10 protein-coding genes are annotated in these 15,695 nt (G+C 40.1%); 4 read left to right on the top strand and 6 right to left on the bottom strand.

Annotation, left to right across the window (positions count from 1 at the left end; genetic code table 11):
• From P3L47_RS08070 to P3L47_RS08045, 6 genes are all read right to left on the bottom strand, one after another.
• Entirely contained in the window at positions 1–1,452 is a 1,452-nt protein-coding gene (locus P3L47_RS08070) for an arylsulfatase (protein ID WP_277783277.1), read from the bottom strand.
• A 116-nt stretch (positions 1,453–1,568) separates the two neighbouring features.
• A complete protein-coding gene (locus tag P3L47_RS08065; protein ID WP_122363653.1) occupies positions 1,569–3,485 on the bottom strand; it encodes a RagB/SusD family nutrient uptake outer membrane protein in 1,917 nt (638 codons plus the stop codon).
• Between the two features lie 18 nt (positions 3,486–3,503).
• Positions 3,504–6,992 (bottom strand): SusC/RagA family TonB-linked outer membrane protein, encoded by a 3,489-nt coding sequence (locus tag P3L47_RS08060; protein ID WP_277783276.1) that lies wholly within the window; start codon positions 6,990–6,992, stop codon positions 3,504–3,506.
• A 226-nt stretch (positions 6,993–7,218) separates the two neighbouring features.
• Positions 7,219–8,247, bottom strand: a complete 1,029-nt coding sequence (locus P3L47_RS08055; protein WP_277783275.1) for a FecR family protein — start codon at positions 8,245–8,247, stop codon at positions 7,219–7,221.
• Between the two features lie 63 nt (positions 8,248–8,310).
• Complete coding sequence (locus P3L47_RS08050; RefSeq protein WP_277783274.1) at positions 8,311–8,898, bottom strand: RNA polymerase sigma-70 factor; 588 nt, start codon at positions 8,896–8,898, stop codon at positions 8,311–8,313.
• Positions 8,899–8,928: 30 nt separating this feature from the next.
• Positions 8,929–9,891: a tetratricopeptide repeat protein gene (locus P3L47_RS08045; RefSeq protein ID WP_277783273.1), complete on the bottom strand. Its 963-nt coding sequence runs from the start codon at positions 9,889–9,891 to the stop codon at positions 8,929–8,931.
• Positions 9,892–10,151: 260 nt separating this feature from the next.
• Between P3L47_RS08045 and P3L47_RS08040 the strand changes: the two genes are divergently transcribed.
• The 4 genes from P3L47_RS08040 to P3L47_RS08025 all read left to right on the top strand — a co-directional run bounded on the left by P3L47_RS08040 (position 10,152) and on the right by P3L47_RS08025 (position 15,659).
• Positions 10,152–10,424: an OadG family protein gene (locus P3L47_RS08040; RefSeq protein ID WP_122363648.1), complete on the top strand. Its 273-nt coding sequence runs from the start codon at positions 10,152–10,154 to the stop codon at positions 10,422–10,424.
• A 22-nt stretch (positions 10,425–10,446) separates the two neighbouring features.
• Positions 10,447–12,339, top strand: coding sequence for a biotin/lipoyl-containing protein (locus P3L47_RS08035; protein WP_277783272.1), 1,893 nt, complete (start codon positions 10,447–10,449; stop codon positions 12,337–12,339).
• Positions 12,339–13,574: a sodium ion-translocating decarboxylase subunit beta gene (locus P3L47_RS08030; RefSeq protein ID WP_122363646.1), complete on the top strand. Its 1,236-nt coding sequence runs from the start codon at positions 12,339–12,341 to the stop codon at positions 13,572–13,574. Before P3L47_RS08035 ends, P3L47_RS08030 begins: the two co-directional genes overlap by 1 nt.
• Positions 13,575–13,805: 231 nt before the next feature.
• A complete protein-coding gene (locus P3L47_RS08025) occupies positions 13,806–15,659 on the top strand; it encodes a DUF349 domain-containing protein (RefSeq protein WP_277783271.1) in 1,854 nt (617 codons plus the stop codon).
• Positions 15,660–15,695 lie beyond the last annotated feature (36 nt).

Below are 15,695 nucleotides of genomic sequence, written 5' to 3'. Positions count from 1 at the left end.
TTATTTAATAATCGTCGGAGATGTAAATGTAAATACATCCGAATCGACATGTGCTTCATTCATTATTTGTTCTAATTCCCGAACTATCTCCGGATACAGGCTTGCGACATTGTTATCTTCATGCAAATCTTCTGATAAATTATAAAGCTCAGTAACACGTCTCTCCGGATCCAAGACATTCAATGTAATAGCTTTCCAATTATCCTTTCGAACAGCAATTTTACCTCCTGACTCATGAAACTCCCAATACAAATAGTCATGTTCCCGTTGTTTCCCTTTCCCCAATAAAGTCGGTAAAAAAGAAATACCATCTGTTCTTTCGTAAGGTACTGTTTGCGTCAGTTCAGCCAAAGTCGGCATGACATCCCAAAAGGCAGACACATGATGTGTTACACTGCCTGCCTTTACCTTCCCTGGATAACGAACAATCATGGGAACTCGTATTCCTCCTTCATACATGTCACGCTTCACACCACGCAAAGGGCCATAACTTTTAAAGAAATCAGGATCAGCCCCACCTTCTCTATGCGGTCCATTATCACTCGTGACAATTATCATTGTATTTTCATCCAATCCTAAAGCTTTAATATGATTTACAACTTCTCCTACATAAGCATCAAAACGTGTAACCATTGCTGCAAAATCAGCTTTAGGATGCGGCGTACTCCCATAGCCTCCTTTCTTATAATCAGGCCCATCATCTACACCAACATAAGCTTTTTCCGGAAATTTATTTTCATATTCAGCCAAAATGCTGTCTGCCGGATTAACAAGTTCCGCATGAGGAATCACATAAGTCAGAAATGCAAAGAAAGGTTTATCTTCGTTTATCTCCATGAATTCCAATGCTTGTCCTTGAATTAAATTATGAGAATACTGCTCTTTTTTATATCCGTCATTACCAGATAAACAGACCTTCTCTTGATTATGCCATAAATAATGAGGATAATAATTATGTGCCATGCGCTGGCAGTTATATCCGAAAAACTCATCAAACCCCTGGTTTTCGGGGCTACCCTCAGAACCTGGATAACCCAACCCCCATTTGCCAAAGCACCCCGTTACATACCCACCTGTTTTCAACATTTTAGCAAGTGTATACGTATTCAGAGGCAATGGATATTGCCCTTCGGGTTCAATCTCCTTATTGCCACGTATAGGGCAATGACCTGTATGCATTCCCGTGATCAAAGCTGATCGGGATGGTGCACTGACCGTGCAACCGGCATAATGCTGGGTAAACAACATTCCTTCACGCGCCAACCGATCTATATTTGGGGTTTTTATTAGTTGCTGACCATAACACCCCAAATCACCATACCCCAAATCGTCTGCAATAATATATACAATATTAGGCTTCCTGCCTACTTCTCTTTCTTGCTTATTTTTGTTGCTGCACCCCCATAAGGATACACAACATAAAATAGCAGTAAACATCTGCTGTGATTTCATGTCAATAATTATATATTGGAAGAGTGATTAAAAATAGAGGAAATAGAGAATCAAAAATTCAGGCAAAATCAATAGGGGGAAATATTTCCCCCTATATTAAATCTGATCAATCCGTATTATTTACTTTCATAACCGGGGTTTTGTTTCAATTGACCATTCATTGTCAAATCATTTATAGGAATAGCATATAAATAATATTTATTTTTCCATCCCGGATTTGGAGTTCCAAACAAAGCTATACGCCCACTATCCTTTGTCGGATCTTCTATTTTCAGATCAAACTTTGAAAAATCGATATCAGTTACATAACGAGAGTTCTCGTAATCACTTTTCTGAACATAGGCACCGAATTGTCTTTTATTCAAATAATGCCCTTTACCCCATCTTCTCAAATCATCAAAACGGAATCCTTCAGCATATAACTCTACGCGTCTCTCCCTACGAATCTCCCACAAAACTGGATCAACTTCATAATCGGCAGGACCGACAACAGGATCTGAACTTGAAGAAAAGCCACCCTTGTCTCGTTTTGGATCAAAGTTAGCATCAATTTGAGCAACAACCATATTAGCAATATGAGCACGACTTCTTAATTTATTAATAGTCGCATCAGCCACCGATTGATCAAATTCTCCAAGCTCCCAGGCTACTTCAGCATGATTTATCATCACTTCTCCCATTCGGAAGATCGGAGCATCCGTATCACTCACTACAGTCTGATTGTCAGGAGTATAATATTTCCAATTATAATAACCGGCATTTGTAACATTATAGCCTTGTAACATTTGGTAACGACCTCTAAAATGTGGTTGCTCTCTAACATAACAATCATTCCACTGAATTACAGGAAGTTCTTTCACACTACTTGACCCTTCATTTATTCTTTTCATTAAATCAATGTATTCCTGATCCAAAGGATTTCCTGTCGGTGTCACTAGATGATCCTCTCCACGATTCCAAAAAGTAGCAGGTACCGGTGTATTTACCCGATAAGGCGGACAAATAGAATAATACAATCTATGATCACGATTACGAAATTCTATATTCATAATATCGTCACCCGTTTCCTGATTCCCTTCATACACTGAACTAGTCCAAATAGGTTTACCATCCGAACATAAATAAGATTGGACCATATCAGCAGAAGCCTCTTGCCATGATTCCGACGATCTCATATTTCTCATCAGACTGTGACCTTTTGTCGGTATATACACTTTGTACAATAAAACACCTTTTACTCCAGACAAATCGTAAGAATTAAACACTTCATTATAATTATTATGGAGTTCTGGATATTTAGTAATCAAAGCAGAAGAGGCCTCAAAGCTAGCTTGCAAATATTTGGAAGGATTACCATTAGGAACATTATGATATTTTTGCCATGTTCCTTCAAACAAGCCAAAACGTGAAATCAGTGCATTAACCACGTCTGTATTGATAGTATTAGCCCCATCTCCGTCCTGCTTTATATTATCCCGGGCATAAAGCAACATCTCCAGAATCTTTTCAGCTACCTCCACACGAGGTGTCGTCGGGCCATATAATACATCTTCATCTGTTTCTGTCAACAGTTTTTCAATCCATATAACATCTCCGAACCTTGAAACAAGACGAAAATATTCCTGTGCCTTAAAAAAATAACAAACGCTCTTCCAATGCGCTTTATCAGTTTCATTCATTTTTACATTATCCAAATTATCCAGCATAGTATGTATAGAGCGTATTCTCCAATAATACCAGCCATTGGACCCCGTAGAAGTATAGTCTACTTTCGTTATCTTATCCCATGCATAACTGTTTTCACCATTGTTATATCCTCTGAATCCATTGTCAGAATCAGAATCATGCAATAAATAAGAATCCATCCCATAGCCTGGATACCAGGCATAAAATTGCCAAGCATAGGTTCTACAATTTTCGTATGTAGTGAAAAAAGATTGACTGGTTTCCTGATCTAACGGAGATTTATTCAAAAAATCATCATTACAAGAAAACAATCCAATCAAAAACAATAAAATAATATATTTCTTCATAAGAATATTTTTTACGGATTAAAATGTTAAATTAAGCCCAAAAGAAATTTGTCTCATTAAAGGATAAGACCAATTTCCATTCCCTGAGTCACCTTGTATTCCACTAGTCATACTCAAATTACCCGGCTGGGCAATGAACGAGTCTGGGTTATAACCTGTTGGCAAATGGTGCCATGTAAACAAGTTCTCACCACTAAAGAAGAATCTTAATCTTTTAATAAATAATTTCTCACAAATATTATTTGGTAAATTATATCCTAAAGTCACATTTTTAAGTCTCAGGTAAGAACCATTCAACAAATATTTTGTCTGAATTTTCTGATTAGCACTATTATTTCCTCCATCTCCATACAGTCTGGGCCAATAAGATTCTGTATTATCTTCTCTCCAATAATCTGATTGAAAATCAAATACCGATGTCACAAAAGTTCCATTAGGTGACCAATAGTTCGGCATAACCAAATCCCTTTTTCCCGTTCCGGTAAACAAAAAAGACAAGTCAAAATTATTCCACGAAATCCCTCCGTTAAAACTGAACTGATATCGGGCCGTATTATTCCCTATAACGCTCATATCACCCGGATTATCAATAGTATTATTTCCATTATCAATTTCTCCATTACCGTCAAAATCAACAAACAAAATATCACCAGGGTTATGTTTCGTCACCCCCTTTACCTTTGGTATACCAGGAAGTAAATTCCCATTATCATCAAAATCCGCTGCTGTATAAAAACGGTCTGTTGTATATCCCCAAATTTCTCCATATTTCAACCCTTCACGAAAAACCAACTTGCCGTCATTGACCAAAATACCCTGTGCATTGTCATACTTAGTTATTTCAGATTGACTATCATACAGGTTCAACCCAACGTTATAACGTATTTTTTCACCTATATTACTACGCCATTGCAACGAGATTTCCCATCCTTTTGTTTGTAAACTTGCAGAATTCGTATTTGGGAAACTGGCCCCCAACACTGAAGGTGCAGATTTATAAGGAGCCAACATATCTTTAGTATCTCGTTTATACCAATCAAAAACAACTTCCAGCTTATTGTCTAACAACCCTAAATCAACCCCCACATCAAAAGTTTGTACCGTCTCCCATGTATAATTGGAAGAAACCAATGCCGGATACATCATCGACAAAACATAATCTTCTCCTCCGGGTAATATCCAGGTTCCTTTTCCATCAAAAGCACCACCATTGCTTAACTTTCCGGGATTCATTCCTGCCATATATCCATAATTAGAAACATTCTGATTACCAATAGTACCCCAAGAAATTCTCGGCTTTAAATTGGTTACATATTTTTTCAACGGCTCCATAAAAGATTCTTCAGACAAACGCCAGCCTGCAGAGAAAGAAGGAAAAAATCCAAAACGACTTTCTTTAGCAAATCGAGATGAACCATCATAACGTCCATTCACTTCCAATAAATATTTCCCTTTAAAATCATAATTAAACCGGAAAAATCCGCTTCTCAACGCATATTCTTTAAATTCATCGTCCGTGTATTGAGTTCCACTAGATAGAGATAAGGACGGCAACTGTTGATCTATCAAATCATCAGCTTTTCCCCACAATGATTCATAATGATACGATTCCTGATTATACCCAAGCATTAACTTCAAATTATGATCCTCATTAAATGTCTTTCCATACGTAGCAAATAAATTAATCGCATTGGTTGTTGAAAACCAATTCGTATTTTCATAATAATTTTTAGTTACACTTGGATTCCTTTGATTGCTGGTTGCGATCAAGGCATCATACATCATTGGTGAATACGACTTTGTTGCCCATTGACGATAAAAGCTATATTCTCCAGTTATAGTCAAGTCTTTTATTGGAGTTAAAATTATCCGTCCTAAAATACGAGTATCAGATTTCCTGTCCTTTTGAGGATTATCTAATTCCAACATATTTCTGGGACTAAAAAAAGGAAGATAATTTTCTTCGCTTTCCACATTCATATCATAGCCATAACCTAAAGGAGCCATCGGTTGATATTCTGTAGCAACAGCCCATAAACTATTACTTCCTTGTCTATTTCCCTTTGCCGTATTTGTTTGAGATTCCGAATAACGAACATCTAACTGACCACTCAACCAATTTGTTACATCCATATTGATAAAAGCAGAGACATTATATCGGGAATAAGTATCATTATCGCCATACAAAATGCCATCTTCATCAATCATTCCAAAAGACACCCGGTAATTAGCTCGCTCGCTACCCCCCGACATAGCTAAGTTATGCTGCTGCTGAAAGCCGGTATTTGAAAGCATATCGTCATAAACATCAGTAGGAGCTAAATTATATCGTATTCCGTCTTTCACGACATATCCATTAGAATGCATACCTTTATTATAATACTCATCCATATATTGCATCCATGTTGGAATATCCTGTCCACCAAAATATCCGACAATACCCAAATCATTATATGCTTTCACTGTAGAATAAGGATCTATTTTCTTAGGTAACGTCGTAGGATTAGAGAAAGCAAAATTATTAGAATAGTTAAAAGATATAGGAGTTTCTTTTTTACCTTTTTTAGTTGTAACCAATATTATACCATAAGCAGCACGTGCACCGTAAATTGCTGCTGCTGCCGCATCTTTCAACACAGACACACTCTCAATATCATTAGGATCGATCATATCAAGATCCATTGGTACATTATCTACAAGAACCAAAGGTTTTTCTTCCGGGTTATTAGTACTTGTTACACCACGGATATTCATATTCATTGATGAACCTGGTTTTCCTGTTTGACGACTAATTTGCAAACCAGGTACAGCACTCTCCAAAACCTGCGTCACAGTACCGACCGGACGGTCTCCTAAAACATCGTCCATTTTAACGGAAGAGATAGCACCTGTCAAATTGATCTTTTTCTGACTTCCATACCCGACAACAACAACCTCATCCAACGTTTCTGCATCTTCTTTCAAAACAATATCAAGAGATTCCTGTTTACCCACAGGTAATTCCTGTCTAACATAACCTATATAAGAGACGATCAGAACAGCATTCGGATTAATCTCCAAAGAATATTTTCCATCAATATCCGTAATAGTACCATTGGTTGTACCTTTTTCAACGACATTGGCACCGATAACAGGCTCTCCAGTAGCATCCTTCACTATCCCCGTTATTTTTCTTGATTGTTGTACAACCGGTAATTCATTCGACATTTCACGCGTTTTGATCACAATATGGTTATCCACCATCCTGACATCGACCGCTTTATTCTTAAATACAATATCAAGAACTTCTTTAACACTCTTGTTTTTTGCTTTTACGGAGACAACTCGATTTACATCCACATCATTCACATCATACCAAAAAGAGTATGATGTCTGTGAACGTATCGTATTAAAAACTTCATTTACACTTACATTCTTCAAATCGAATGTAACCCGTGCTTCCTGCGAATAAGACTTGGCAGAAATTGAAAATACTGCCGCAAAAAGGAGTAACACAGATATTTTCATAATATTTAGACTTTTTTTGTTGCACAAAATTCGACATAGCGAACCCGTGCTGCATGATTTTTGATACATTTGCAGTATGTTATTAAGTTGTTAATAATTTAATTGGAATAATTGTTCTTTAATAACAGGGATTGAGGAATGTTAGCGCATTCCTCAATTTGTATACTGGTTAACTCGGAATCTCTCTCATAGGCATTTTTCTTTTAAGTCAGCAATTAAACATTTATTAATAAATCTCTATTACATTGTTTTTCATTGTGTATGTAAACTTTCCATTAACAGCCATTATCTTTAAAACTTTATCAATGGACTCTTCTTCTCCGAAATCTCCACCAAAACGTCTTTTCCGTAAAGCATCATTATGTATATTGATTTTTACATCAAACCGTCTTTCCAGCATACGAGCTATTTCCTCGAATACTTCACCGGTAAACAACAGTTGATTTTTCATCCAAACCAAAGCATTACTGTCTAATCCGGTATGTACGGTTATCTGGTTAGAACCTGCCTGATAAACGCCTGTTTCCATCGGCTTCAAGATGGCAGACTCCGGTGAATTTCCTGCATGCATGCTAACCGAGCCTTCCAGTAAGGATACTTTCACTTCCGACTTTTCCGGATAAGCATTCACATTAAATTTTGTACCAAGCACTTTTATATCCAAACCTCCGACTTTTACAACTAATGGAATTTGCTCATTCCGTCTCACATCCAGATAGGCTTCACCGACCAGTTCCAAATTTCGGTTTTCTTTACCAAACTTGTCATTATATAGCAGCCGGCTACCAGAATTCAACCAAACAACCGTACCATCTGCCAAACGTAACTGGGTTTTCGACCCATTGGGGCTAACTACCTCAGACTGTAAAAATCCGGTTGTATCTGAAGGCTTTTCAAAATAAAGCGACGTATAATATCCCAGTACAAAAACAGGTATAAGGACAGCTGCAACAGCTATTATTCTGCGCCATAAAATCTGTTTATTTTTTGTTTCTACAACCAGAGTACTTTCTTTTTCTCCCCTCACTCTTTTCATGAACAGGGAATACCCCCTCTCATAATCAAAAAGTAATTCCGGATCTCCCACAGCCGACGAGTCCCACAAATCTTTCATCTGATTAAAATACGACAGATGTTTAGCAGACTCATCCAACCAGGCATCCAACTTCCGATTATCTTCTTCCGAAATATTATCAGACAGTCGATCAATAATCAATGTGTCCCAATATTCTTTATTTTGAATTTCCTTTCTCATAAAATGTGCTTCTATTATTATGACAAACGAAAATAAAAAACGGGTGAAAAAAATGATTTTTTTTCAATGAAATAAAAAGAAAGGTAGTAAAAATGGCAAATAGTCCTTCAAATCGGTCTTCAATTTACCCAAGGCAATACGAATGTGGTATTTTACAATATCAATTGTAATGTTTTTCTCACAGGCGATTTCTTCATACTTCATTTTTTCATTCCGGCTTAAATGAAATATTTCGCGAGTTAACTGAGGTAACTCTCCCAAAGATTGTTCAATACGATTTTCCAACTCTTTTTCTAACAAAGAGCATAACGGATAATTATCCTGCTCATGATAAGACAATTGTTGCTTCTCCATCTTCACAGACAGAGATTGTTTCATATTTTCCTGACGTAAACAATGATCCAGATAATTGATAGAAGCATTTTTAACTGCTTTCATCAGATAAGCGCGAAGTGATTGACTGATTTCCAAAACTTCACGCTTTTCCCATATATTAAAAATCACGTTGCTGACCAAAGATTCTGCAATAAAGGAATCATTCACATAAGTATATGCAAATGCACAAAGTACTCTATAATGAAGCCTGTATAACGTTTTATAAGCAAGCTCATCCCCTTGTTTCAACCCATCGATTAACTCCTTTTCCTGCATACTCTCCCTTTTCTGTCAAATCTACAATTTTCAGAAAGGCATATATGTTTTATTCTCAAAGTTGACATGCTGCCCTTCAAACTTCTTCACTACCTCCCCTTCCGGATTCAGTTCAATAGACTTTTTTAAGTCTTCGAAAGCTCCCTCTTTATCCCCTTTCAGGTTCTTTGCCCGTCCGCGCTCAGTATATGCCTTGGCAAAATCCGGTTTGATATCGATCGCATCGTCAAAAAACGCGATGGCTTCGTCCAACAAACCTTTTGTGATCAGGAGCGTGCCTTTCAGGATACAAGCATCCTCATTGAACGGATTCAGGTCCAAAGCCTGCTGATAATCATCGGCAGCAGCATCCAGACTGCCTAACGATTCATGTATTTTTCCTCTTATCAGGTAAGTTGTTTCTTCTTCGGGAGCCAACGAGATAGCCTTTTCAATATCGGGCAAAGCCTCTTTTCCCTGCTTCAAGACTAATAATATTTCCGCACGAAGTAAATAAGCATCTGTAAAATCGTCTTTCAAAGCGATCGCTTTCGTCAGGTCGGCAATAGCACCAAGCTGGTCGCCGGTCGTTCTTTTGGCCTTCGCCATCAGAAACCAAGCCAAGTGATTGGACTCTTCCAGTTCGATCACTCGCAGGCAATCTGCAATCACTTCGGCATCCTTATCCAGCATAAAGAGCACACTTACTCTTGTCAACAGGGTCTGCACATGATCCGGTTCCATTTCCACCATACGGTTTAATGTTTCCAAAGCCTTTTCCGTCTGGTTTGCCATCGAGTAAGCCGATACCAAGTAATTCATTGTTTCAAAATCTTCCTGAATGTTCAAGGCTTCCGTAAAGCACTTGATAGCATAGGCGACTTGTCCTATTTTCAAGGCACGGACACCGTCATATTTTAATATGTCAAAATTTTTCTGATCATTTTTCGCTTTCTCTTCTGCACTATCCTCATTTTTTGAAGAAGAGAATAAAGATGTAAAGAAATTTCCCATGGCTATATATTATATGTTCGAGAGGGCAAAGATACAATTATTTTAGCTTGCAGCACCGTTCATAGCCTCATATTAAACCAACTATCATTCGGCACCTCAAACACGAACAACGAAAAAAGAATTTACTATTTTTATACAACAAAAAAATACAGAATAACGATCTTTTGTTATATTTGCAATCAATTTATAACTTGGCGGAGATTGTTTTAGTTACTTCTCTTACAGACAGTAGATACTTTTATTGCACACAAATATAAATTATGGAAAACATAGAAACTGGACTTTTATTAATGGTGGTCGGTATGACCACGGTATTTGCAATTCTTTTGATCGTTATTTATCTAGGGAAAGGATTAATTGCACTGGTTAACAAATACGCACCTGAAGAAGTCGTCGTAAAAAAACAAATGGTAACACAAGCCGTCACCGCACAAGCCGCGAGTATCTCCGGCAAAACAACCGCAGCAATCGTAGCAGCAGTCAGCATGACTACAGGCGGCCAGGGAAAGGTTACAAAAATTGAGAAAATATAATACTAGCTATACACAAAATATCATGAAAAGAGAAATCAAATTCAGTTTGGTCTTTAGAGACATGTGGCAATCTGCCGGAAAATACGTGCCTAGAGTAGACCAACTAACTAGAGTTGCCCCTGCAATCGTTGAAATGGGCTGTTTTGCCCGCGTTGAAACCAACGGAGGAGGATTCGAGCAAGTTAATTTACTATTCGGAGAAAATCCAAATAAAGCCGTACGCGAATGGACGAAGCCATTCCATGAAGCAGGTATCCAGACACATATGCTGGACCGCGCCCTGAACGGACTTCGCATGAGCCCGGTTCCCGCCGATGTGCGCCAGCTTTTCTACAAAGTAAAGAAAGCACAGGGAACCGACATCACCCGTACATTCTGCGGACTGAATGACGTGCGCAACATCGCCCCGTCTATCCAATATGCCAAAGAAGCGGGAATGATTTCCCAATGCTCACTCTGCATCACCCACTCCCCGATCCATACAGTCGAATATTATACCAAGATGGCAATGGAACTGATCGAGCTGGGAGCAGACGAAATCTGTATCAAAGACATGGCAGGTATCGGTCGTCCTTATTCACTGGGACAGATCGTTGCCAACATCAAAGCCAAACATCCTGAAATACCTATCCAGTACCATAGCCATGCAGGCCCAGGATTCAATGTAGCTTCCATCCTGGAAGTTTGTAATGCCGGCTGCGACTATATTGACGTAGGTATGGAACCGCTTTCATGGGGTACGGGACATGCCGACCTGCTGACTGTACAGGCAATGTTGAAAGATGCCGGTTACAAAGTGCCGGAGATCAATATGGAAGCCTATATGAAGGTACGCAGCATGATCCAGGAATTTATGGATGATTTCTTAGGCCTGTATATCAGTCCGAAGAACCGCCTGATGAACTCCCTGCTGATCGGTCCGGGGCTTCCCGGCGGTATGATGGGTAGCCTGATGTCAGACCTGGATAAGAATCTGGAATCGATTAACAAAAACAACATCAAGAACAACAAGCCGCTGATGTCGCAAGACCAGTTGCTGATCAAACTATTCGACGAAGTGGCTTATGTATGGCCGCGCGTAGGTTATCCCCCATTGGTAACACCGTTCAGCCAGTATGTGAAGAACCTGGCACTGATGAACGTGATGCAGATGGAAAAAGGAAAAGCCCGCTGGAGCATGATCGCCGATGATATATGGGACATGATCCTCGGAAAAGCCGGCAGGCTGCCTGGTCCGCTCGCCCCGGAAATCATCGAGAAAGCAAAAGCTGAAGGACGTGAATTCTTCACTGGCAATCCGCAGGATAACTATCCGGATTCGCTCGACAAATACCGCAAGATGATGAACGAAAAGCAATGGGAAACAGGCGAAGACGACGAAGAACTGTTCGAATATGCTATGCACCCGGCTCAGTATGAGGCCTACCGTTCAGGAAAAGCGAAAGTCGAGTTCCTGGCCGATGTCGCCCTGAAGAAAAAGGCTCAACAGGAAAAAGAACATCCGGCAGCATCCCCTGCTGCTCCTGCCCTGCCTACCACTCCGCAAGTATTAACTGTCGATGTCGACGGACAGCCTTACCGCGTAACCGTTGCCTTCGGAGATTCTGCCAACGCAACACCGGCAGCTGCTCCTGCAAAGGCTGCACAACCTGCCGCAACAGCAGCTCCTGCACCAGTCGGCGCAGGCAACGAAGTACTCTCTCCGCTGGAAGGTAAATTCTTCCTGGTAAAGAATGCTTCCGAAACTCCGCTCAAAGTGGGCGACGTGGTAAAAGAAGGGGATGTACTTTGCTATGTGGAAGCAATGAAAACATACAATGCCGTACGTTCCGAATTCAGCGGAACAATCACTTCCATCAATTATGCCGGTGGTGATGCAGTTTCGGAAGATGACGTATTAATGACGATACAGTAATGAAAGAGATATTTCAAAATCTGTACGAAATGACTGCGTTCAGCAACATTATTGCTGAACCGCAATTCTTGATCATGTATGCAATCGCATTCATATTGCTTTACCTGGGCATCAAAAAACAATATGAGCCTTTGCTGCTTGTCCCTATTGCTTTCGGAGTACTGCTAGCCAACTTCCCGGGAGGTGATATGGGCGTGATCCAGGCTGACGAGAACGGGCTGATCAATGTAAATGGAGTTATGAAAAACATCTGGGAAATGCCTTTGCACGACATTGCGCATGAACTGGGGATCATGAACTTCATTTACTACATGCTGATCAAGACCGGATTCCTTCCGCCAATCATCTTTATGGGCGTAGGTGCTCTGACCGACTTTGGCCCGATGCTCCGTAACCTTCGTTTGTCTATTTTCGGTGCGGCAGCACAGCTGGGTATATTCACCGTATTATTGGTAGCCATCCTGATGGGATTCACTCCGAAAGAGGCGGCATCATTGGGTATTATCGGTGGTGCTGATGGTCCTACGGCAATCTTTACGACCATCAAACTGGCCCCGCATTTATTAGGTCCGATCGCTATCGCGGCTTATTCATATATGGCATTGGTACCGGTAATCATACCTTTGGTGGTAAATCTTCTTTGTTCTAAAAAAGAATTAAGCATCAACATGAAAGAGCAGGAAAAGAAATATCCGTCCACAACAGAAATCAAGAATCTGCGTGTACTGAAAATCATTTTCCCGATCGTAGTAACAACGGTTGTAGCGCTGTTCGTGCCAAGTGCCGTACCTTTGATCGGTATGCTGATGTTCGGTAACCTGGTGAAAGAGATCGGAACAAATACATTCCGCCTGTTCGATGCGGCTTCAAACAGTATTATGAATGCGGCTACGATCTTCCTGGGATTATCTGTCGGTGCGACCATGACAGCGGAAGCATTCCTGAACCTGACAACGATCGGTATCGTGGTCGGTGGATTCCTGGCGTTCGCCTTATCCATCGCCGGCGGTATTTTCTTCGTGAAACTATTCAATTTGTTTACTAAGAAAAAGATCAATCCGCTGATCGGAGCAACCGGATTAAGCGCCGTTCCGATGGCTTCGCGTGTAGCCAATGAGATTGCACTGAAATACGACCCGAAAAACCATGTATTACAATATTGCATGGCCAGCAACATCTCCGGCGTGATCGGATCGGCTGTTGCGGCCGGGGTATTGATATCGTTCTTAGGATAAAAATCGAGAACAAACATACTAAGATCCCCGTAACTTACTCAAAACAAGCTACGGGGATTTTCATTTCCGACATTTTAAAAAGATCAAAGGAACTCATTTCGGTCTTTTTGAGCATTTATTAACCTTTTCTAATAAATAAATTGGCCTCAAATGCTGTAATCCAAAAATAAATACTTTAATTTGTGACTTGATATAGGAATGTTTTTATCCTTTTCTTAAATGTGATTGAATATGAAGGACACTCATGAAACTAATCTGCCGGCTGAAGAAACTGGCAAATTGGAAGAAACTAAAGCTCCGGAAGTGACTCCGGAAAACACTGCGGCTGAAGTTGAAACAACTGAAACCCCGGAGGAAGCGACAGCGAATGCGATCGGTAAATTATCGAAAGAAGAAATTCTTGAAAAATTAACCGGTTTGGTAGATGCCGCAGCCGAAACGGCACGTAACGAGGTGGAATCGTTAAAACAGGCATTCTACAAAATCCACAGAGCCGAAGTTGAAGAATCGAAGAAAACATTCCTCGAAGACGGAGGAGAAGAAAAGGATTTCGTTGCACCTGAAGATGAAGCCGAAAACAAACTGAAAGAATTGCTGGCTGTGTACAAAGAAAAAAGAGCAGCAATCCTGGCTGAAGAAGATCGGGTGAAAGCAGCTAATTATGCTCTGAAACTCCAACTGATCGATCAGTTAAAAGTCTTGACTGAAAGCCAGGACGATTTCAACAAACTATACAACGACTTTAAGGACATCCAGCAGAGATGGAAAGAAATTAAACTCGTACCACAGGAACATGCAAACGAACTGTGGAAAAACTATCAGACTTACAGCGAAAGATTCTACGATATTATCAAGATCAACAATCAGTTCCGGGATTACGATTTCAAGAAGAATCTGGAACTGAAAACAGCCTTATGCGAAACAGTTGAAAAGCTGCAAACGGAGCCTGATGTAGTATCTGCGTTCCACCAGCTTCAGAAACTGCACCAGCAATGGCGTGAGATCGGTCCGGTGGCAAAAGAACTGCGTGAAGAGCTGTGGGCTCGTTTCAAAGCGGCTTCTACCGTGATCAACAAACGTCATCAGGAGCACTTCGAATCACTGAAATCGAAAGAACAGGAAAACCTGATAGCTAAAACTGCTATCTGCGAAGAAATAGAAGGTATCAACTTCGAAGCTTTGAAGACATTCAAAGACTGGGAAGAAAAGAATAAAGAAGTGATCGCTTTACAGGAAAAATGGAAAACAATCGGTTTTGCACCGAAAAAATCCAATGTGAAGATATTTGAACGCTTCCGTGCGGCCTGCGACATTTATTTCAATAAGAAAAGTACTTTCTACAAAGGTATTAAGGAAGAGATGGAAAAGAATCTCGAACTGAAAAAAGCCTTGTGTGAAAAAGCGGAAGCCTTGAAAGACAGCACAGAATGGAAGAGTACGACTGAAAAGATGATCGCTTTGCAGAAAGAATGGAAAACGATCGGTTCGGTAGCCCGTAAACATTCGGATATCGTTTGGAAACGTTTTATTTCTGCCTGTGATTATTTCTTCGAGCAAAAGAATAAAAATGTTTCTTCTCAGAAGAGCGTGGAACAGACAAACCTGGCTGCCAAGAAGGCCTTGATCGAAAAGATCAACAAGCTCGATGAAGCTTTGGGAGCTGATGACGCTTTAGCTGAACTGAAAGGCTTGATGGCTGAATGGAATACGATCGGTCACGTACCTTTCAAGGAAAAAGATAAAATCTATAAAGAGTATCACGAAGCTGTAGACAACCAGTTCGATCGTCTGAAAGTCGACCAGACAGACCGCAAAATGCAGTCGTTCCGTAGTAATCTGAACGACATGACAAGCGGAGAACACGGGAAAGGCAAACTGTACGGTGAACGTGAAAAGCTGATGAGAATGTATGACCGCATGAAAAATGAATTGCAGACATACGAAAACAACATCGGCTTCCTTAGCATCTCCTCCAAAGGCGGTGGCGGTCTCGTGAAAGAAATGGAGCGTAAGATCGAAAAGCTAAAAGATGAGATGGCGCTCATAATCAAAAAGATCGATGCGATAGATGAAAATCTCGAATAAATAAAAACGAAGCCGTCTCAGTAACAGACGGCTTCG

The sequence above is a fragment of the Parabacteroides chongii genome, from assembly GCF_029581355.1.
GTDB lineage: Bacteria > Bacteroidota > Bacteroidia > Bacteroidales > Tannerellaceae > Parabacteroides > Parabacteroides chongii.
Note: the sequence above shows the minus strand (reverse complement) of the source record. Positions and strands in the feature narration are given on the sequence as shown.

Coding starts and splice junctions, on each gene's coding strand:
- P3L47_RS08070 (WP_277783277.1), bottom strand. CDS start 1,452: ATGAAATCACAGCAGATGTTTACTGCTATTTTATGTTGTGTATCCTTA.
- P3L47_RS08065 (WP_122363653.1), bottom strand. CDS start 3,485: ATGAAGAAATATATTATTTTATTGTTTTTGATTGGATTGTTTTCTTGT.
- P3L47_RS08060 (WP_277783276.1), bottom strand. CDS start 6,992: ATGAAAATATCTGTGTTACTCCTTTTTGCGGCAGTATTTTCAATTTCT.
- P3L47_RS08055 (WP_277783275.1), bottom strand. CDS start 8,247: ATGAGAAAGGAAATTCAAAATAAAGAATATTGGGACACATTGATTATT.
- P3L47_RS08050 (WP_277783274.1), bottom strand. CDS start 8,898: ATGCAGGAAAAGGAGTTAATCGATGGGTTGAAACAAGGGGATGAGCTT.
- P3L47_RS08045 (WP_277783273.1), bottom strand. CDS start 9,891: ATGGGAAATTTCTTTACATCTTTATTCTCTTCTTCAAAAAATGAGGAT.
- P3L47_RS08040 (WP_122363648.1), top strand. CDS start 10,152: ATGGAAAACATAGAAACTGGACTTTTATTAATGGTGGTCGGTATGACC.
- P3L47_RS08035 (WP_277783272.1), top strand. CDS start 10,447: ATGAAAAGAGAAATCAAATTCAGTTTGGTCTTTAGAGACATGTGGCAA.
- P3L47_RS08030 (WP_122363646.1), top strand. CDS start 12,339: ATGAAAGAGATATTTCAAAATCTGTACGAAATGACTGCGTTCAGCAAC.
- P3L47_RS08025 (WP_277783271.1), top strand. CDS start 13,806: ATGAAGGACACTCATGAAACTAATCTGCCGGCTGAAGAAACTGGCAAA.